Below are 21,472 nucleotides of genomic sequence, written 5' to 3' on the forward strand. Positions count from 1 at the left end.
TTACTCTACATAAAATTTGTCCAAAAAACCCTTGCCATTCCAATTCATTTTTTTCAACNANTNTATTTTNATAAAAATTTTTTACTTTNTCTAAAATATTTTNACGNTCTTNTTGAGAAAATATTTCATCATTACCAACATTTATTTTTTTTATAAATACTCCTTTACTGTAATAAACACTGTTAATAACATTGTTAAATATATAAAAAATAAGTAAGGCACACTGAAAAATACTATTAACAATGTTAATAGCAAATATAAAATTAATAAATCAAATAACAAAGCTAGTGTGCCAGAGCTTTCTGAGTTGATTTGTTGCACTTCATATTACAATTTACATATTATAAAAAAAGCAAGAGATTTAACAATAAATTTACTTTTTTATTTAAAAAATTCAATTTCTTTTAAGAAAAAAATAACAATACTTTAATTAACTTCTATTAACTTATTATTAATAATTTGATATTTTTTTGTAACTTTATTAGTTGTCGAAACTGCTGTTCAGTCATTTAAAAGGGAATTAAATTTTAAAACACGACTTGCTTCTTGTAATTCTAATGTAATCAAATAGTTTTCATCATAACTAATTTCGTTTCATAAATTATTAGTTCGAATAACATTAAGAAAATTATCTGTACCAAGGATTTTAAGATCATAAAGTATGATTCCATTCTGATTACTAATAATAATTCGATAATATGGCGGATCTTTATCACCAAAATAACTATGAATAATTTCAGCATCACCATACAATCTAATTTTTTTATTATTTTTATCCAACCCTAAAATCCCATGATAACTATTTGCAAGACCTAAAAACTTAATAGTATTATTATAATTACTTGATATTGCAAAAACATATTTATTTGGTAATTTTCCCGTTGTTTTAAAACCAATAAAAACATTCACTTTATACTTATCACTAGTCTTTTGATATATTTGATAATTTTGCATTCCTACCTCTCAGATAGATAAATTCTGATCATAATTAAAATATTTTCCATAATTTGTCATATTAATATCTGTTCCAAAACTAATTTCAACATTATTTTTTAAAGAAACATCAGTTGTTGTAATTTCATATTTTGCAAGATTGTCTTCAACGATTGATTGATGAGTACCATCAATAATATTTTCTCAAATGTTTTTAGTTAACATTGGATAAGTTTTATTTTTTTGATTAGTTGCTTCGGTTGGTATTAAACCTCACTTTATAAAAAAAAGGCGCTAAATTGCAGTTACTTACTTGCGAAGTCATTTCAATAAATAATTGTTGTTTTTCAACATTTGTTCCAGGATTATCAGAAAATGGTAAAAGACGATAATATTGTGATAAAGTTGGATAAAAATTATTACCAAAAGCCATTTGTAATTGTCAAAACATCGCTAATTTAGTAAATAAATCACTAATATCATCAAAATTTCGTTGCTGATCTGATTGCGCAAAATGATCTTTAATTTTAGTAATTTGACTAGGAGTGTCTAACCGATTCGCATTGAATAATTTTTGTTGAACATAAAGCGCACTAATATTAACTGTTACTTCAGTAAGACCATTTCATTGGTATTGTGGAGTTTGATAAGTATGCCCAATTTCATGTCATAACCCTCATTGATTATTACTTGTACTAGTAAATAAATCAGCGCCGGCACTTGTATCATTTTGAAAGGTAATATGATAATTGGTTGCTGAAGCATAACCTGCCCCCGTATCTGGATTAGCAATATGAATATATTGTTGATGCTTCTTTGCAATTCCTGAATAATTTGGATTCAAACCATATGCTTCACTTGTATATTTTCAAATATTGTCTTAATTTTCTAAAATTTTTTCAATATTAACATTATTTTGGTTTTCCCATAAAAATATTTTAACAATTTGATATGTTTGCATTGTTAAAGAAATGGTTACTAATAAATTCAACAAAAGGACTTTTAGTTGTTGCAACATTATTTAAAAAAGTTTTTTGATCAGTTTTCCCTATTTTAAAAGTTGGAACTTGATAAATTGCTGGTCCAGTAATGCTTTCAACTTCAACATCTTTATTTGTACTATAATTAGTTAAATAAATCATCCCTTGAATTTTAGGAATAATTTCGGTTGTATTATCCAACTTGTAAATAAACATTTTTATTATCAAATCCGTTTTTTAACGTAATGGTAAAAAGTTCATAATCATTTGCAAAATAACCTGTGGACAGAAGCTCAGAATGCGCAAATTGGCGATTTTCTAACAGCGCATTTTGTTTTGCTGGTCCATCCGCATTCAGAATTACATCTGGTGAAAACTTTTTAAAACTATTAATAATTAAATAACTTGTCATACTAATAATTGCTCCTAAAACTAGGACTAACAATAAAATAATAATAATTCATTTTTTATTAATTTGACGATGATAGCCACCAGCAGGTTGTTCTTTAATCTTTGCGGGTGTTAAATTTTGTGGTTTTTAATTTCTTGTTATTGTTTTTTTGATGAAGTTGAAATACCTTTCAGCTAATTCTCTTATTATTAATAAATTTAGGATTTGATCTTCCAGCAAGACTAAAACCAAATAATTGATTATTACAACGAAAAACATCAATTGGTTTTAATTCAAGAATTTTCTTATGTTGTCGATGTTGATACGAAAAAAAGGTAATTTCTTCACTATTGATATCATATGTTTCTAATAGTTTTGTAAGATATATCTCTAATCCTGCTTTGCACCCACTACAAACAGCTGATATATTGTTAATCTTGCCCATAATACCCTCGTTAATACTATAAAGTTATTTCAAATAACTCTTGAATTAATCAGCTAATTAAAAAAAGTTTAAAAACCTTATACTATGTCATTTTGTCAAACACATCGTGGTGGAGATATGCCTCTATTAAATATCATTAATATTCCACATTTTTTTGATTTATTTATTATAAAAAGTAGCGAAAATATTAAGAAACATAAATTGGTCTTTTTTTACTATGATATAATACTTTTATGAATATATTAAATTTTAAGAGAAAACCAAAGAAAGAGTTTTATGCTAACGGTTCTGCATTTATTAATAAAAATAGTAAACACAAAATTATTTTTAAAATATTAAAAATTATTGCATTAACTGTTGTTATTACCCTTTTTATCGTAGGAAGTATTTGCGATAGACCAATTGCAAAAGCGATTGGTGATTTAAATGATAATGGCCCTGTCAGTTGGTTGAGTTTATTTTGAGATAAACTAGCTTATACAATGACAGCCCCATTTATGTTTGCAGGAGCTGGAATCTTGTTAGAAAGTTTAAATATAAAATATAAAGCAAAATTTAAATTTTTAAATATTATTATCATAATAGTTTATGCCCTATTTATAATTTTATTTACATTAATTATTAGTAGAATGATCTATCAACAAGCAACCTTTGATGCTTTTAGTGGTAAAGGAAGAGACTATTGATTTGGTCTTGATGGAACAAATACGATTATAGTAATGACGATTCAACTTAGTATTGAAGTTATATTAATGTGTGGGACTGCTTGATTCTTAAGAGTTAAATTTTCAAAAAGAGATGATTTGTTAACTAATAATTATTGAATTGATGTCCTAAAAATATTTGTCGTATTCGGTCTTTTTGGTGTTACTTTTGACCCAATTTTAAAAACTTTTTTTGGAAGACCCTATTGAGTTCATGTTGATTATCAATATGTTATTGATAACTTACCAAGCAATTGAACAAACAAACCAACTAATATAGTTAATGCACAATATTTAGATTGATGACAAATTCAAGAATTTAAAGCTGAATACTGAGATTTCTTATTGGGTAAAAGTGGCGAAGGAAATCATTTTTGAAGTGACAAGGCATTTCCATCTGGCCATATGAATTCATCATCAATGCCCGTTTATGGATTCTTACTATATTTCATGAATGAAAAACGTAAACAAAATATTGTTTGATGAAAATGATTAATATTTGGCTTCTTTATTGCCGATGTTGCGATGATGGGATTTATGCAAATTATTTCAAGAACACATTATTTAACAGATTTAATGTTTAGTTTAATTGTTTTATTAATATGCTTTAAAGGGGTAGCTTATCTCGTTGATCATGTCATTTATAAAATTTTATCATTCATTTGAAACAAACAAAATAAAACATATAACATGTTTGAATGAAATAATGGTAAAAGAACAGTTTTATTTATTAATATTGATGGTGTTTTATGAATTGTAGCAAAAGTTAGAACTTCTAACATTAACAAATCTAAAAAATATAAATATTGACATAAAGATAATACTATTTATAAAGAATAGGAACTATCTATTATTTTCTAAATAAACTACAAAAAAATAAAAAAATAAGAAGAAAAAAACCTTCTTATTTTTTCATAACTGATTTAACTGTTTCATCAACAGTTGACTTTAAGGTTAATTCATACATTATCGTATCATTAACGTTTCGTGGTACAACTAACATAATCTCATATTCAACACCATTATCAATCATTCGATCACCAACTTGATACACCGTTTGAAACTCAACCAGATTCTTCCCATTGTCAGTTGTATAATCATAATCATTTAAATTAAAACCAACTTTTTCACGAAAGGCTTTATCCTCAATAACTGTTGGGTCATTAAATTCTAATGGAAAAGCTTTAAAAGCTTCTTCATTTTCGGTTTGATTATCATCTAATTCTAAATCAGGTTCTGCTTCTAACTCTTCTTTAATTTTTTTTCGATCAAAAATTGAACTTAAAGAGAGTTTTTTCTCACTTTTTGTTTCTGTTAACATTTTTGTTGATAGAAATTGTTGCGTTGGAAAATCATTAACAAAATTTGTATCACGTTTTGGCATAATATATTCGGTTGGTTTAACCAAACTAATTGGTCGTTCAATCCCACTGTTTGTTCGTTCAAACTCATCACGATCAACTGTTTTTAACATTTCAACGTGTTGCTGCTGCTGTCCTAATTTTTCTTGAATTACATTTAAATCATGACCAAACCGTTCAATTTGTTCTTCGCTAACTTGGTTTGAAGAAACCTTTGCTTTTGGGGTAATTAATCCCGTAAATTTTTTTAAAGCCTTTACATCATTATGTAATTTAATTAAATAATCTTGCACTTGGTTCATATTAGTTTTTAAATCATTTAATAATTGATTATCTTCGTTTTTAACTATTGGCGGTGTTGATGGCAGTGATTTTGTTGCTTTTTGCCAAGTTAATAAGCATACTATAATTGTAATTAAAAAACTAAATCCACAGACAGGAACAAGGAATATTAAGAAAGAATAACCAACTTGGTATAAAGTTACAAAATTAGTTGTTAATATTTCCATATTATTTTGGTTAATAATTTTCATTGAGAAAATAAAATTAATACCATATTGGATTAACCAAAAAGCTGATGAAAAATCTGCAACAACAATAGTTGCTTTACCATAGGCATTAGTTCCTGATAAAACAAGGGTTTGGTTATTAACAAGTAATCGATGGATTTGATTTCCAGCAATGACAATTAAAATGATTGATAATAATAGAAACAAAAGCATGAAAATAAAAAAGATAAGAAAAGTAATTTGTGTTTTTGTCAGTTTCATTAAATTAAAATTAAATCACGCTTTGCTTCTGTTAAAAGTTCATAACCATTTTCTGTTACTAAAATATCATCTTCAATGCGAACACCACCGACATCAGGAATATAAATCCCGGGTTCAACAGTAATGATCATCCCCGGTTCTAAAGGAACATTACAAAATGGTGATACTCGTGGAAACTCATGAATTTCAATCCCAACCCCATGCCCAGTTGAATGGGTAAAGTATTGACCATAGCCTTTACTTGTAATATAGTCACGACAAATTTTATCAATTGTTGCAGTGCTAACACCTGGTTTGATTGCTTCAATCCCTTGTTTTTGTGCTTGATAAACAACATCAAAGATTTCTAGCATTTGTGGTGAGGGTTTTCCTAACCCAATCGTACGAGTAGTATCAGAACAATAACCATTATAAATACAACCAAAATCAATTGTAATTAATTCGTTATTTTCAATCACTTTATCTGTTGCACGACCATGTGGTAATGCTCCCCGTCAGCCCGAAGCAACGATTGTGTCAAAACTTGGTTTATCGGCTCCTTCCTCAATAAAACTATTAATAATAATTTGTTCAACTTGCCGTTCCGTCATTCCTGGTTTAATATTTTTAATTACATTATTAATAGCAATATCACCGATTGCACAGGCTTGTTTTAACACATTAATTTCCTGGTTTGATTTAATTGTTCGTAACTCAGAAAAATCAACTGGTTTTAATTCAATCGTTGCTAAACTTACTGCTAAATTTTGATAAGTTAAATATGTTAAATAATCGCTTTCAAAAGCTAATACTTTGACTTTGTTTTTCGTTAAATCATTTTGTAACATTCCAAAAAAACCACCAGCATTATTTGTTGTCATTTCCTGAACATTAGTTACATTTTTGGCTTGTTTTTTTCCGGCCGTAATATATCTACCATCTAAATACAAAATTAATTCATTTTTTGTAAATAACAGATATCCTTCTGATGATTCAAACTCAGAAAATCAAAAACGATTAACTGTTGAATGAAACAAGATCCCATCAACTTGATGTTTTTTTAAGTATTGCTCTAGTTGTGCTTGTTTATTTAATTTGAATTTAACATATTCTTTCATATTCCCTCTCCTTTTTCATATATATAAATTTAACCCTTATTGTCCTAGAATACAAGGTTTTTTTATTTAATTAATTAAATTTTGTAAAATTTCTTCCAGAAGATTACTGTTATTTTTATCTAAGCCGTTTTGATAACCATAATGAGTAATGGTTGTTTTATGCCGTGGTAAAAAATCAATAATTTTTGCATATAGTCCTGTCTGGTTAATAACTTCTTCAAAAACAATAATTTGTTGATAATTATCTGCACTAATTTGTCCTAACATTGTTTTATCGACGGGATTAATAAATCTTGCATTAACAAGGTTAATTTTATTAGTTGCTAATTTAGTAATAATGTTTTGTGCTTTTAAGACATTATTACCATAAGTTATTAATAAGATTGATGCATCGCTATTATTAATAACATATTCTCAATCACCAAGGTTAAATTCTTTTATTAAAGGTTGTGTAACAATCCCACTTTTTGGATAGCGAATAAAAAATGGGTTTTGTTTGTTTGCAAGAGCTAATTTAAACAAGTGATCAAATTCACCAGTTGTTGCTGGTTGACTAATAATTGGAATATCACCCATACTATTTAAAAAACCAACATCATAAATACCATGATGACTATCACCATCACCAGGGGATAAACCAGCACGATCAATTAAAAAAATAACAGGTAACCGGTTACGAACAACATCATGTAAAATTTGATCATAAGTTCGCTGCAAAAAACTAGCATACATACTAACAACAACTTGGTGATGATCTAACGCAAAACCAGATGCTAATGTAATTGCATGTTCTTCTGCTAAACCAACATCAATACAATATGGTGCATTTTTTATCATAAACTCTTCTAAGTAAATCGAAGCTTGCATTGCTGCTGAAATAAAATAAAATTTCTCCGGAACAGTTTGAAAAACTTTTTCAACTGTTTGGGCAATATGATAACTTCATTCACTATTTTTGGTATCTTTTAAACTATATGAATGATACTTTTCTTGTTCTGCTTGGGTTAAACCATAACCATAACCTTTTTTCGTTTTGACATGAACAATAACACTACTTGAACTTTTTTTTGCTTGGCGAAAACTTTTTCTTAGTTTCCGAAAGTGATGGCCATCAACAGTGCCAATATAATCTAAGTTAAATCCAGCAAATAATCCTGGGATTGCAAAACTACGAATAATTTTTTCCACTAATAAATGCACTAACCATAGTAATGTTAATGGTGGAATGTAGCGTAATACTTTTGAAATCTTACTAGCACTACGATATAACCATCCTGTTCGAACTTTACTAACTGTTGTATGTAAAATATTAACATTTTTTGAAATACTCATTCCATTATCATTTAAAACAACAATAATTTTATTTGAAATTAATCCTAAATGAGTCAAAGCTTCTAACGTTAAACCATTTGTAAACGATGCATCACCAATTATACAAATAATATTATTATATTTTGGATTATAACTATAAGCAATTGCCGTTGATAAACCCGTTCCAGCATGTCCATTTGAAATATAATCATATTTACTTTCATTAACGTGCTGAAATGCTGCTAAACCATCAGGTAACCGAATTGTTGAAAAATGGGTTTTTCGATCAGTTAAAATTTTGTAAGCATAAGTTTGATGACCAGTATCAAAAATAATAATATCATTGTTGTCAATATCAAATGTCTTTAATAAACTAATTGTTAATTCAACTGTTCCTAAATTACTAGCTAAATGACCCCCATTTTTAGTTACTGTTTCAATAATCAGCTGGCGAACATCATTAGCTAATTCAATTAATGCTTTTGTTTTCAAATCCTTTAGATCATAATGACTCTGATAATCTCTTAACTTCATCTTCTAACCTCACTTAATATTTTTGTAAAAAATAATTAATTTGCTGTACAAAATTGTTGAAATATAATGGCGTAATTTCACCAATTAAATAATGACAATTAGCTGTTACATCTAATTTAATTTTATAAATTTCAACATTCGCACTATCTTTAAATAGTTTTTTCATTACTGTTAAATTAATTAAAAAAACAAGATAATATCCATAATCAAAGTACAATTTAGCATTACGTTTTTTCATAAAAGGTTGATAAAAAATATTGGCAATAAAATTATATAGCAAATCAAAACGATAGTATTTTGCAATACTTGGATCATCAATTTTAACATTCGCAAAAATTTCTTTTTCATGATTAGTATCAATTTTATTAACTAAAATTTTTTGTTCCAATTCTTTAATAACTTTTAAAATCTGAATTTCTTCTCCTTTTACTCCCGGATGTCGAACATATTGCATATGATAATAAATTAAAACTAACCTAATTAAAATAATACTATCAAAATATTCTTGTTCATCAAAGTTATTTAATCGTAATAAATAAACAAAATTCTTAATTAAAATATCTTTTTCATCAAATGTTTTAAAGTCTTTTAAAACAACTGAACTTAATTTCAATTTAAATAATTTTTTTCTAATTTTATTATTATTTTTTTTAACTCAGCCACTTCGTTCAAAAATTTGTCCTGCCATAATAAATTATTCTTCATCAACTTTAAAATCAGTCGGATTATTATTTTTCACAATTTTAGTGACTTTATCTTTAATATCTTGTAATTTAGTTTCTGCTAATTTAGTTAATTTAATTTCTGTTTCAAAAGCATCAATCGCTTGATCTAATGGTAACTGATTATTTTCTAAATCATTAACAATTTGTTTTAATTGTTCTAAAACTTGTTCAAATGATTTATTATCTGCCATTTTCTTCACTATCCTTCTTAATTGTTTGTACAACTGACTGAATAATTCCATCTTGCACACGTGTCATAATTATATCATTATTCGTTACTTGTTGAATTGATGTTAACACATTTTTATTGTTATTATAAGTAATACTATATCCTCGCGTTAGTGTTTTTAACGGACTTAATAAATCTAATTTACTTAATAAATTATTTTTTTTATATTCAATTGCTACCATTTGTTGTTGCATTAATGTAATTAACCTTTGATAATAGGTTTGAATAACATTCTTGTTTGCTAAGAAAAAAGTTTCTTGACAAACATTAAACTGTTTTACTAATAATTGATAAGAATGTTCTTGTTGTGCATACAATGCTTGCGGTTTTGTTAAAACATAACCATTCCTTAGTTCTGCTACTTTATCTGCTAATTTATCAACTTTTGTTTTAATCGTTGTTATTAGAATACGTTGTTGTTGTTTTAAAAAATTCATTAATTCTTTTTGATCTGGTGTTGCTAGTTCTGCCGCTGCGGTTGGTGTTGGTGTTGGTGCTCGTAAATCACTAACAAAATCTGCTAAGGTAAAGTCAATTTCATGACCAACCGCTGAAATAACAGGAATTGTTGCTTGAAAAATTGCTTCAACAACTTCCAATTCATTAAAAGCTCACAAATCTTCAATACTACCACCACCACGGCCAACAATCAAAGTATCAATTTTAGGTTTAAAAGCTAAAGCTGCTTTAATGTTTTTGCGAATATCGTGTTTTGCATCTTCTCCTTGCACTAAGCTTGGAAATAAATAAATGTTAGCTTGAGGGTAACGTCGATGAATCGTAGTAATAATATCACGAATGGCAGCTCCAGTTGGAGCGGTAATAACCCCAATATTAGTTGGAAACTGAGGAATTGGTTTTTTTAATGACTGATCAAATCATCCTTTTTTGCTTAATTCTTGTTTTAACGCTTCATATTTTAAGAACAAGTCCCCTACCCCATGCAAAGATAAAGTAACAACTTGTAAACTATATGTTCCCTGCGGCTCATATACTTTAATTGAACCAGTCGCAACAATTTTTAACCCTTCTTTTAATTTAAACTGTAAATTTTTAGCATTAAATGCAAACATAATTGCTCGAATTTGTGCTTTATCATCTTTAATCGTAAAATAAATATGTCCTGATGAATGGTTTGCAATATTAGAAATTTCACCTTGTAAAGAAATATTAATAAAATTAGGATTTTGTTCAATTGATGTTTTTAAATAAGCATTAACTTCACTAACCGTATAAATATTTTTACTCATAAAACTCCTCCACAAGCCATTCTCTTCCAATTAATAATATCATTGAAAAGAATAAAAATTAGTTTATTTTTAAACTAATTTTAATAAATATTATTAACTTCTTCTAACTGATCATGATTGATTCGAAGCATTTTATTATTTTGTTCATCAATAAGATAACTACGAATATTATTTGTTGTTTCTTTTTCATTAATAATTTTTTTTAATAAAAAAGTTTGGTTTAAGTAATCAATTTGGTATAAATTCCCGAGTGTTGTCATAAGATATGTTACACCTTTTGTGGTAAATAATGAATTTGTTGTTAAATATTCTTCGCCAGGACTAAATCCTTGTTTTAAATTAAGAAAAATTGGCGTTGTTAAATCTAAAATTCAATCAGAACCATCATATTGTAACTGAAATAAAATTGGATCTAAATTTTCTGTTGCTGGATTAATAACAGCAGCATATAGTTTATTACGAATTTCAATGACTTGAATTAACGCAACGGTTAATAAATTTCATTGATCATGCCCTTGCACTTTAATTACTTTATATTCTGGTGAGGTTAATTGACCATTATTAACATTTTGGATTGCCATATATAATTGCTTCTTATTTGGAAAATGTTGCACAACATTAATTCGCATTGTATCATTTGGAATTTTGTTAATGTTTTTTGGTCACATCATACGACCAAGTTGTAATAAGTTTTGATGATTAAGTGTATCACAATCTCACTGTAATAATTCCTGATCCGTTGTTTGATAACCTGTTGTTGTTTTTTCAATTGCAACGGCCCCCTGACTACCAAGACCTAATACACTATTATTAGTAATTTGAAAAGCACTACTTGTGGTAAAAACTAAATTAGGTTTAATGATTTTATCAGGAGCTAAATATTTTAAAAATAGTCAAAATGATTGCTTAGTTAAAAACTCAAAACTATTATTAATATCATATTTTACTTCAAAAATTATTCCAACTGAAAAATTATGATCATCAAGAATTTGTCCATCCCGATTTAAAACACTTGTAATTTTAATATTACTAGGTGTAACACCATAAATATTATTATCGCCACCCAATGCTTGATAAATAGTATTTACAGCATAAGTTTTACCTTCCGACAAGGTTACTTTGTTATTATCAGTTTCAATTTCTTGATATGTCTCAACTGTATTTGTAATCTTTTGAATCGCTAATGCTAAGGTATCTTTTTGAACCGGATATAAATTATCATTTGTTGCACAACTTATTAATGTTGAAGGTAATCCCAACATTAATGTTCCAACTGTTAAAATTGTTCATATTTTTTTCATTAATCCTATCTCCTATTCATCACTTAAGGTAACGATTGTTTGAATTGGTAACTGGTTAATTTTTCTTGTTGATAAAACAAAAGTTAAAGTAAAAATAAAACTAATTATTCCAAAAATAATAATAAATAATAGACATGGCATTGGTAAACTTAATGGTAAATTAATCGCTTGTAAGCCGATTTTAAACGCAAAATAAACACTTGTTCAAACGAGGAAAAAACCTAATAATCACCCTAAAATTGCAAAAGGAATAAAAATTGCCAAGGTCATACTATTAATTTCTCCGCGCCGGTAACCAAAAACCCGCATTAAAGCAATAAACTTAATATATCGTTCCATAAAAACATCTGTCACCAAGAAAATAATAATAACTGCTGTTAAAATAATAATTGATACTAATGCTCCTGCTAATACAGTCGTAAAATAGCTTAATTGATTAACAACTTGCTTTTTATTATGCAAATAATCAACTTTCCCAACGGCTGAACTAAAAAAAGTTAAACCATCACTCAACGCGTTATCGGCACTAATAGAAGATAAGACATAACGTTGAAATTGATCAGCTGGTTGAATTGCTTTCGTATATTTACCATTAAATCATTGCGGACTGTTTTGATAACCAAGGACTTGATTTCCTCATTTTTGATCTAAAAAAATCCGTGCTTGATCATAAGAATGTTGAATTCCAACAACTTTAAATTGATAATCAGATAAAACATTAAAGTTAGATGTAGTTACTCGCAATAACCCTAATTTTAAGGATTGACCATACCAATTTTTACCAAAGCCACCATTTACTAAATCAATTAATGATTTTAAAGGATGGTCAAAGTTTAAATCATATGCCCCAATAATATAGTTATTTTGTTTAATTTTAGTAACTTTATTATTCAACAAATCAATTTTAGTGGGACCACTTCCTGGATTAATATCAATTTTGTCCTGACTTCAAACATGGGCATCAATCATATTAACTGGTAAATTTAATTTTAATCCACTAATTGAAGCATATGGTTGATTAACATTTGTTCCTCACTGGTCATTATTGGTTCCTGTTAATAAGGAGTTTGTTAAATGCGATAAATTCAAAGTTCAAGGGTCATTTGTAACATTACCATTTTGATAAGTTCACCACTCTGGTTTAATATCATAATATTGTTGATCTTTGCCTAAATATTGTAATCGTGGTTGATTCGTATAAAAATTAATAATATCATTTGTTCTTAAATTATATTTTGTTGCTGCTGAATCATTAATTGCAATTGGAATTGTTTTGCCTTGATTTGAAGGAGGTTCTTGTAGTTTTGTCTTTAATTTATTTGTAAAAACAACTTGGTTATCATTAACATCAAGACCATATGATGAAATTTGATTTTTTGCACTATCACGAATAATCCCGTTAACAGCAGCAATTTTTGTATCAAAACCAGTGAATAAACTATCTGTTTTTTGATCATAAGCCATTGAGTTGAACCCAAAATTAAAACGTAACTGATATTTTTCATTTGCTGCTCATTTTTCCTTAATAACCGTTGGTAAAATCGTATTAGTTGCTTGTTCAATACAATATGATCATTTATGTCATGTTGTCCCGGCTGCTTCTGAATTTGAAACTGGTGATTGACCAAATAATTGTGGTAAAAAAGTACATGTTACTAATGATAATTGATTATCCAGTCGCGTCTTAATATTACTATCAGTTGGTAAATCATATAAATAACGTAATAACCCAACTGAAATATTGCTTCCTTTAAACACCGTCATGTTTTGTACTAACATATTAACAACAAACGAAGGATAAGATGTACTGTAATTAGGATTAGTTGCTAATTCTTGTAAAGTAATTCATTTTGTTGTATTATCTGCCCCATGGGCATAAACATATGGGGCAATTGGCACATTTTCTAACTTTTGATAAATTGGGTCATTAACCCCACCATAATCAGGAACATCTTCACTAGGACTATCATAAAGTTCATACCGACTTAATGGATTATTATAAATAACATTTTGATAGTTCAATTCATTGGCATAATTTAAATTTTGATAATATTGTTTACTTAAGGTTTTAATACTATTTGGAACCAAAGCTGCTAATGTAATCGTTCCAGTAGCAATAAAAGTTGTTATTAGGAACATAGTAACTGCTTTTCAACTTGCCCCTAATAACACTAACCGAAAGCGCGTTTTAAATAAACGATTAGTAAAATATAATGATAACCGACTAATTAATTTGTTTGGTTTAAAATCACGATTTGGATTTATTAGTGCTAATACCTCCCGTCCCAATATAATACTACATTCAATAACAACAAGAACAAAAATAATACTTCCTGCCAAAAGGAAAAATAATAATAATATTTGTCAATTAACAATAAAAGTACTTGGTAACACAAAATATTGTCCAAATAAGTTAATAATTGGCACCTGGAGTCCTAAACCAAGTAATCATCCAATTGGTGTTGCAATAGCTAAAGCAGTTAAGAAATACATCAAATAGGACAATGCAATTTTAAAATTATTATAACCATTTGCTTTTAAGATACCAATTTGGCTACGTTGTTTTTCAATCATACTCTTTAATTGAATAAACAAAATAATCATAACAATAACAGCAAAAAAGATTACAATCCCAATTGTGACTAAATGATAAATTTTAATCGCATTATTTAACAATTGATAACGATTATTGACTAATTGGTTTGCATTAAACTTACTAAAACTAACATTATTAATAACATCAGTTTTATTTTGAAAGATTGCTTCAACTGTTTTTCCCAAACGATTAATATTATCAGCTAAATAAACCCGATAATAATTTAAATCAGGTTCCATATTATTTTGATTAGCACCATGATATGTTAGTTGAACGGTACTGACATCTTGATACTGTTGACTAGTAAATCCTTCGTTATTATAACCAAATAAACGATTAAACATTTGCGGGTGGACATAAATAATTGATTCATTACTTGCATCAGGTAAAAAATCAGTATCATAAATTGTTGGATAAATATTTTGAGTATCACCCCCAACAGCTTCAATATAAAGTTTTAATTGATTAACTAAAATTGTATCATCAAAACGTAAGTGATTTGCTTTAAAATACTGTGGTAAAACAATTGCTGTATCAACCATTTCATTTAAACCACGATCAAATCATTTTGATTTCTGTAAGATTTTTAACTGCCCTGAATTATAGGGTTGTGTTCAATCAATAAATTTATACTTTTTACCATCAGTTGTTCAAGCAATTGCCTGGTTTCGATTAACAATTTCAAAATTACTAACCATTCCCAACATATCTTGATAAGTTGTTAAAAAATCATTATTAATAAATTTATTATTATAATCATACTGGCCAAAAAAGTCATATGTACTTAAATTACGAACTTTATAACTACCGTTTAGTAAAAAGTTTTTAGTAACATTACTATGATCATTTTTATCATTTAAAAGTTGGATAATATTATCATTTTTAGCATCAGTTAAAAAATAACGATAATTTTCGACACCAGTACAACCAGTACTATTTTGACAATCAAGTTCTTTTAACCCCAAAGTATTATTTGAATCATAAATTGGAAAACCTAATGTTCCCCGCATTCCCCAATATTTATCAGTTGCTGCTGTTGGTGTTAAAAAAATTCGATCGGCACGAGCAACATTTTTACCAGGATTATCAATTCCTAAATTCTTTGTTTGCCAATGTTCACCTAAGTTCACACCATTAATAAATTGATTTAGCAGATTAACATCTGTTGTGTTATTTTTTAAGGCATAAACTTTAATGTTTTTATATACCAAATAAGTTAACCGCGACTCTAAGATAAAATGGATATAACGTTTTACTAAATTAATTGCCTGTGTTTTAAGAGTTGGATCAACAGCATTATTAAAAATAAAACGATTATATAATTGCCCTAATAATGATTTTTGAAATGAATAGGCATTAAAATTAAACCGATATAACTGTGAAAATTCTCCTGTTAAAACATTATTATCAGTAATATTAATTGCATTATAATCTAATAAAACATTTTCAAATGGTACTCAACGCCCACTCTTGGCAATTTGTAAGCGGTTTCCTTCAATTTTAAACTGATATTTTTCTCCTTTTAAGCCAGTTCCTAAATCAAACGGTTTTAAAACATCATTTGAACCACCAATGGTCAAGGTTCCATAATTCTTTTCAAAAAAACCAGTTCCAATTCCAGCATAATCAACATCAAAAGCAAACCATGGCGTAATTGTTTGTTGATTATTTGCTTCATAATTAGTTGAAATATAATTATAATTATAATTAATATTTAATGTTCCATACCCCATTGTTTTGTTTGCTTTTTGTAAGCGGTCAAAAGAAGTTCAACAAACAGTGGAAAAAAGTGCAGTTAAAACAATTAAAATCACAAAAATAAAAACTTGTGTCTTATTTTTAAAAGTATTTAAAATTCCTTGTTTTAACAATAATCACATTTTTCTGACCTCTTTCGTTAAAAATAATAATGCTTTTTAATTTTCCTTAGTAGTTAAATATTGATAAGTTTTAGAAAAACGAAAAATAATTGTAAAAAAAATTTTATTCCGATAAATTAAAACATGTTTGTTTACAATAATTTTTTTATTTTTAGTTTGATCAAAATAACTACCAAAAAAATAAAGACGGTCATTTTTTCAAAAGATTGTAAAGTAGATTGAACAACTACTTAAATAAATAATTCATAATATTGCTAAAATCAAAGTACTTATTCCAAAATAAGCGATATTTAATAATGTTGATTCATTAGAAATATCATCATTACCAAAAATAATTGGCTGAAAAATTGCTAAGAGGGATAAAATTACTAAAATCAATAATATTAATGTTGTTCCAACATTAACTCCAAAAAAGATTCATGAAATTACTCGCTCTTTACGAAGAAAACTTTGAAAATAACCATAAATTAAATATATCATTCCAATAAATCAAATTGCAACCGATAAATAAATAAAAATTTCAAGAATAACTAAATAAAACGGAATCATCTTAACCTCCTAAATATGTCGTTACAACTTTATTAATAATGTTTTCAAATGTTTTAACAACCATTACTTCATCAATATTATTCCGTGTTAAAAAACGATATAAGAATGAATTTGAAATTTTAATATCACTTTCTGCTGTTAACCCATTGTAATTAAAATCAAACTTAGTACGACTCGTTGGTTTACTTAATTTAACATTACTATTAACATATGACATCATTGTTGTATAATTTGATAATAAGTTTAGTTTTTTTAAGTACATAATTTTATTATTCATATTAATTCCATAAGCAATTGCATCTAATCGTGTTGAGGGATTAAAAGCAGCTTTATTATTATTGTTTGGATCAGGATTAGCAATCGAAGGATAAGCAAACATTGTATCACCAGCAATATAAATTAAACCAGTATGTTCATCATAATCAGCTGATCAGTATGCTGTTTTTGTTCATCCATTTAAAAGATAACGCATATAATGTGGGGCATTCTCTTTTAATAAAGCTAATTGAATGTAAGAACTTACTCCTGGTTCAGAACGAATTAAATTAAAGGTATTATCAACATCTAATGAATACTGGCCAGTAATATATCCTTTTTCATTACGTTGTTTTACTAAGTTCATAAACTTACTATTTTGTTCATTATAAATATCTAAAAAATAAATATGTAAAATATCAACTTCATATGTTGCTGGGTCTTTATAATCAATGTTACGTTCTCAATCACAAGCCGCTAACTTAATATATTTTCGATTAGGATCATATTTTTGAATTAATGCTAAATATTTTCCAATTGCTGAACCAGATAATTCATCAATATAAAGATATGGTGTAACAGTTTGCGTTCATTTCGGGTTACCTGTTTTAATATGGTTTAACAATTGTTGTAAAAACCATTCATTATTTCTAACCCCATCTTCAACATACATGTTCATACTAATTTGCATATAGTCTTGTTTATCTTCATCTCAAACATTATTAGTTTTATAAGTTTTATTTCAAGCTGTTTGTCATCCACTTAGAAGTGCTTTTGTATAACCTACTTCGGCCATTTTGTTCATATAATGATCTCATGCTTTTCAATCTTCATCGGCGATGTACAACCCCTTTTGCTGATTATAACGTCATGGCAAAAAGGTCTGAACTTTATTTCCATCTAATCAATTATTATGTCATTCGGTATTTTTTCGCTCATTTAGTGAAATTGAACTTTGAAAATAATCCATCCCCAACACATTATGTAAATATTTGTGCTCTGGTTCTCAATAATGTTCTCAATTATAATCAATGTATTCAATATTATCATATTTGTTTTTAATACTATTTGGAACTTGATAATTGTTATAGTAAGCAGCACTTCAACCAAAAAAGGAATAAATATTAAAATCAGATTTCTTTTGCTCTGCTGGTAATAGTAAATCATTAACTTTAACTTGAATTTCATTTTCATTTAAAATAACATTAGTTTGTTTTGTGCCGGGAACATCCCCCGTTAACTGAACCTTAACCGGATAATTTCCTGGATTAGCCACAATTTTATCTTTGAAACTCATAATTTTAATTCATAAAACATAGACTTTATTTTTATAAGCAGTTTTTTCAACTGAATTTGTAGTAATTGCATCAGGAACTAATAATTTTTCATTAATTCCGTATGGATTTGGGATTTTTTGATTTGTTAACGAATATGATGCATAAATAAAACGATTAAAACCAATCTGGACGGTCAGATTATTTTTTTCTAATGCAGCAGCATTAGTAACAGTTGCTGTTAAATTAGTAATATCATAGTTATTTGTTTTTACAATTAATTGTGTATTAATAAAGTCTTGTTTTCATAATTGTAAATTAACATTCGGATTAATACAATTATTATAGTTTTCTAAATTACCATAAAATTGTGCATCTTTTAAATCATTGCTTACCTCATTTGGTTGGTACAAAGCATAATTATCATGTTGGCTCCCAAAAAAGGTATGAGCATAAGGTGTTTTATCTTTGCTTTGGATTTGTGTTGTTGGTTCACAACCATCCAATCATACACTTCGCATAAAACTATCTTTTTTCGCAAATAAAACAATTGTCACTACAGCAGTAAAAATCGTTAAGACTAAAATTAATGACATTGAAATTTTTTTAAACATTTATAAAACCCTTTCATATTTTTGATCAATTAATATAAGAAATAAATTTGTTTTCAAGCTCCACTTTGCGTCGAACCGATTCCATTCGTAACTTCACCTGAACGAACATAACTATCAATTTTAGTAATAATTCACATTGGTTGTTCTAAATTACCAACATTAGTTCATTCAATATGATATTTATGACTAACTGGTTTTAAATTATCTGATAATCCTAACCCGCTATAGGCGATGTTTTCTTGTTTATTATCAATACTATAAAACTGTTTTGGATTGTAATGATCATCATAAAATTGATCATTAACATTAATTTGATTAGTACGACTTTCAGTATATAGCTTTGTTACTGAACTATCACCCACACCATTGTATTCAAAATCATATGATAAGCGTTCTTCCGCACCAACTACTTTTTGCGTATATTGTGGATTACTTACTGTTCAATATTTATCATCAACAACATATTGTAATACGTTTTCATAAAGCGTTTTCATCACATTATTAACACCCGCAAAAAAAGGACTATTACTATTAAAGAATAAGTAATTATAATCTTGATACGCAATGGCATGTGGATCAGAAATAGCAACTAATAAATGTTGTAATAATGAATTGTCTTCAAATTTGTTTGTCCCATTATTTCAACCCATTGTTTTTAAAACATTGTTTAAATTTGTTGTTGTTAACTCTTCAAAAGAGTTTGCTAAGTTTTGATAACCACTTAAAGTTGTCAAAATATCATTATCACTAGTTAAAGTTTTAATTAAATCTGTTAAATCAAAGAAAATATTTGATAAAGTAAATTTAAAATTAACTTTATCACCTTGTAAAGCCAAGAGAATATCTAATAATTGTTGTAAACTTGTTTTTTGTGCTTGTTCTGAAGTTAACAAAATTGCAATTTTTATTTTTTCAGATAGACTATCAATAATATTATTTGTTATTTTAAGATTTAATTCTTTTTGGGTTGTTGATGACAATTTTTTTCAAATATTTAGTAATAATTCACCAACATGACCAATATTTTGATAGTTTCCAACAAGATTATTATCATTATAAGTTTTAAAATCAGGAATTTTTTTATTCATAATGGCCCCTACCCCTACTAAATCAAAATTATGATATCCCTTGCTTGCTTTGCCATTTAACTTTGTTAATAATTCTTTTGCTTCCGTGCTTTGTTCTACTAATCCTTTTAATTCATCATTAACTTCATTACTTGAAAAAAATCAACTACTCTTAATTCCTGCAAAAGAATTAATTTGTCCTAAAAATTCACTAATAATTACTCGCAATAAAACATAAATTGGATTTGTTTCTACTTGAGCATCTTTCCCAATAAAGTTAAAAATATTATTTAAAAACAACGCACTAATTTGAGCACCTAAAGGATTTTCATCAACTTGATTTAACATTGATAAAAATTGTGCTGTTTTACCATAGATGGCCGTTAAAGTTGAAGTTTTTTCAATCGTATATTCATTATCACCAAATTCATATTGTGGTTTTAAACCAGTACTTTGTTCAGTATCAATAAATAAATTTTTGTCTTTAACACCAACATGTTGGTTATTATAGAAAGGATTGGTTGACAGTCCCATTCCTCCTGCAGGATAACTAACATAAAAAGCACGTGTTGCTGGCATTCAAAACTTAATACCAACATTGTTCATTAAAGTTGACAATGCGCCCATGTCATAGTTATAACCTAATAATTCACTTCGATTAGGATCAATTTCTTGTTTTGCAGGGTCAAAAAAACCATTCGCAAGAAAATCACGATAATAAAAATTATTATACATTCCAATATAATATTGTGGTAATAATTGTTCACGTGTTGACTTCGGATCAGCATTTTTTGTGTGGGCAATCATTTTATTGTAATTGTTGTTAAAATCTTGAATTAATTTTGATAAATTAATTTTTTGATTATTGTAAGTATAAATACTTGGAATTGATTTTCAATATGCTGCTGGAGCATATAAACTTCGCACAAGTTCACTTGGGTTAAAATTTAAATTTTCATGACGTGCTAATAAGGAAATTTTTGTTAGCAACCCTGTTGTATTAATCATACTACGAAGTTTTTCAGGAATATCATTGTTGTCATTATTACTGTCATTTTTATGGCGACAAGCTAATAACGGCATGCTATTTCCAACTACAACAGTTGTAATAGCAAAAAAACTTAATATTTTTTTCATAAGATAAAACCTTCCCTTTGTACATTATAAAAATAAATACNTTTTTNNTTTNANNNNAAAAAAAAAAAA

The 21,472-nt window shown here is 27.4% G+C and carries 17 protein-coding genes; 1 reads left to right on the forward strand and 16 read right to left on the reverse strand.

What is annotated here, in order from left to right; translation table 4 throughout:
* Positions 1–426 precede the first annotated feature (426 nt).
* The 5 genes from TS70_RS02675 to TS70_RS02695 all read right to left on the reverse strand — a co-directional run bounded on the left by TS70_RS02675 (position 427) and on the right by TS70_RS02695 (position 2,749).
* Entirely contained in the window at positions 427–1,158 is a 732-nt protein-coding gene (locus TS70_RS02675; RefSeq protein WP_198049330.1) for a putative mucin/carbohydrate-binding domain-containing protein, read from the reverse strand.
* Between the two features lie 22 nt (positions 1,159–1,180).
* Positions 1,181–1,777 carry a M60 family metallopeptidase gene (locus tag TS70_RS02680; RefSeq protein WP_198049331.1) on the reverse strand — a complete coding sequence of 199 codons (597 nt, stop codon included), beginning with the start codon at positions 1,775–1,777 and terminating at the stop codon, positions 1,181–1,183.
* Positions 1,778–1,871: 94 nt separating this feature from the next.
* Positions 1,872–2,129: a hypothetical protein gene (locus TS70_RS02685; RefSeq protein ID WP_040093605.1), complete on the reverse strand. Its 258-nt coding sequence runs from the start codon at positions 2,127–2,129 to the stop codon at positions 1,872–1,874.
* Positions 2,107–2,325 (reverse strand): hypothetical protein, encoded by a 219-nt coding sequence (locus tag TS70_RS02690; RefSeq protein WP_040093606.1) that lies wholly within the window; start codon positions 2,323–2,325, stop codon positions 2,107–2,109. The genes TS70_RS02685 and TS70_RS02690 overlap by 23 nt, the downstream gene beginning before the upstream one ends.
* Before the next feature lie 94 nt (positions 2,326–2,419).
* Positions 2,420–2,749: a hypothetical protein gene (locus TS70_RS02695; protein ID WP_198049332.1), complete on the reverse strand. Its 330-nt coding sequence runs from the start codon at positions 2,747–2,749 to the stop codon at positions 2,420–2,422.
* A gap of 233 nt (positions 2,750–2,982) precedes the next feature.
* Between TS70_RS02695 and TS70_RS02700 the strand changes: the two genes are divergently transcribed.
* Complete coding sequence (locus TS70_RS02700; RefSeq protein WP_198049333.1) at positions 2,983–4,293, forward strand: phosphatase PAP2 family protein; 1,311 nt, start codon at positions 2,983–2,985, stop codon at positions 4,291–4,293.
* 64 nt (positions 4,294–4,357) lie between these two features.
* On the opposite strand, the gene TS70_RS02705 is transcribed toward TS70_RS02700, so the two are convergent.
* The 11 genes from TS70_RS02705 to TS70_RS02755 all read right to left on the reverse strand — a co-directional run bounded on the left by TS70_RS02705 (position 4,358) and on the right by TS70_RS02755 (position 21,403).
* On the reverse strand, positions 4,358–5,584 hold the full coding sequence (locus tag TS70_RS02705; RefSeq protein ID WP_198049334.1) for a hypothetical protein: 1,227 nt from the start codon (positions 5,582–5,584) through the stop codon (positions 4,358–4,360).
* Positions 5,584–6,681 (reverse strand): aminopeptidase P family protein, encoded by a 1,098-nt coding sequence (locus TS70_RS02710; RefSeq protein ID WP_198049335.1) that lies wholly within the window; start codon positions 6,679–6,681, stop codon positions 5,584–5,586. The genes TS70_RS02705 and TS70_RS02710 overlap by 1 nt, the downstream gene beginning before the upstream one ends.
* 66 nt (positions 6,682–6,747) lie before the next feature.
* Positions 6,748–8,526: a 1-deoxy-D-xylulose-5-phosphate synthase gene (locus TS70_RS08410; protein ID WP_198049336.1), complete on the reverse strand. Its 1,779-nt coding sequence runs from the start codon at positions 8,524–8,526 to the stop codon at positions 6,748–6,750.
* Positions 8,527–8,539: 13 nt separating this feature from the next.
* Positions 8,540–9,214: a hypothetical protein gene (locus tag TS70_RS02720; RefSeq protein WP_040093612.1), complete on the reverse strand. Its 675-nt coding sequence runs from the start codon at positions 9,212–9,214 to the stop codon at positions 8,540–8,542.
* 6 nt (positions 9,215–9,220) lie between these two features.
* Positions 9,221–9,442 carry an exodeoxyribonuclease VII small subunit gene (gene xseB, locus TS70_RS02725; protein WP_198049337.1) on the reverse strand — a complete coding sequence of 74 codons (222 nt, stop codon included), beginning with the start codon at positions 9,440–9,442 and terminating at the stop codon, positions 9,221–9,223.
* Positions 9,432–10,730, reverse strand: coding sequence for an exodeoxyribonuclease VII large subunit (xseA, locus tag TS70_RS02730; protein WP_198049338.1), 1,299 nt, complete (start codon positions 10,728–10,730; stop codon positions 9,432–9,434). Before xseA ends, xseB begins: the two co-directional genes overlap by 11 nt.
* A gap of 80 nt (positions 10,731–10,810) precedes the next feature.
* The gene (locus TS70_RS02735; protein ID WP_198049339.1) at positions 10,811–12,031 is read right to left on the reverse strand and encodes a hypothetical protein; all 1,221 of its coding nucleotides are present in this window, start codon (positions 12,029–12,031) and stop codon (positions 10,811–10,813) included.
* Between the two features lie 12 nt (positions 12,032–12,043).
* The gene (locus tag TS70_RS02740; protein WP_198049340.1) at positions 12,044–16,507 is read right to left on the reverse strand and encodes an ABC transporter permease; all 4,464 of its coding nucleotides are present in this window, start codon (positions 16,505–16,507) and stop codon (positions 12,044–12,046) included.
* Between the two features lie 36 nt (positions 16,508–16,543).
* Positions 16,544–17,056, reverse strand: coding sequence for a hypothetical protein (locus tag TS70_RS02745; RefSeq protein ID WP_198049341.1), 513 nt, complete (start codon positions 17,054–17,056; stop codon positions 16,544–16,546).
* Position 17,057: 1 nt separating this feature from the next.
* A complete protein-coding gene (locus tag TS70_RS02750; protein WP_198049342.1) occupies positions 17,058–19,199 on the reverse strand; it encodes a glycoside hydrolase domain-containing protein in 2,142 nt (713 codons plus the stop codon).
* A 29-nt stretch (positions 19,200–19,228) separates the two neighbouring features.
* Positions 19,229–21,403, reverse strand: coding sequence for a hypothetical protein (locus TS70_RS02755; RefSeq protein WP_198049343.1), 2,175 nt, complete (start codon positions 21,401–21,403; stop codon positions 19,229–19,231).
* Positions 21,404–21,472 lie beyond the last annotated feature (69 nt).

Origin of the sequence: Spiroplasma sp. hyd1 (assembly GCF_016082235.1) — a bacterium.
GTDB classification, from domain to species: domain Bacteria; phylum Bacillota_I; class Bacilli_A; order Mycoplasmatales; family Mycoplasmataceae; genus Spiroplasma; species Spiroplasma poulsonii.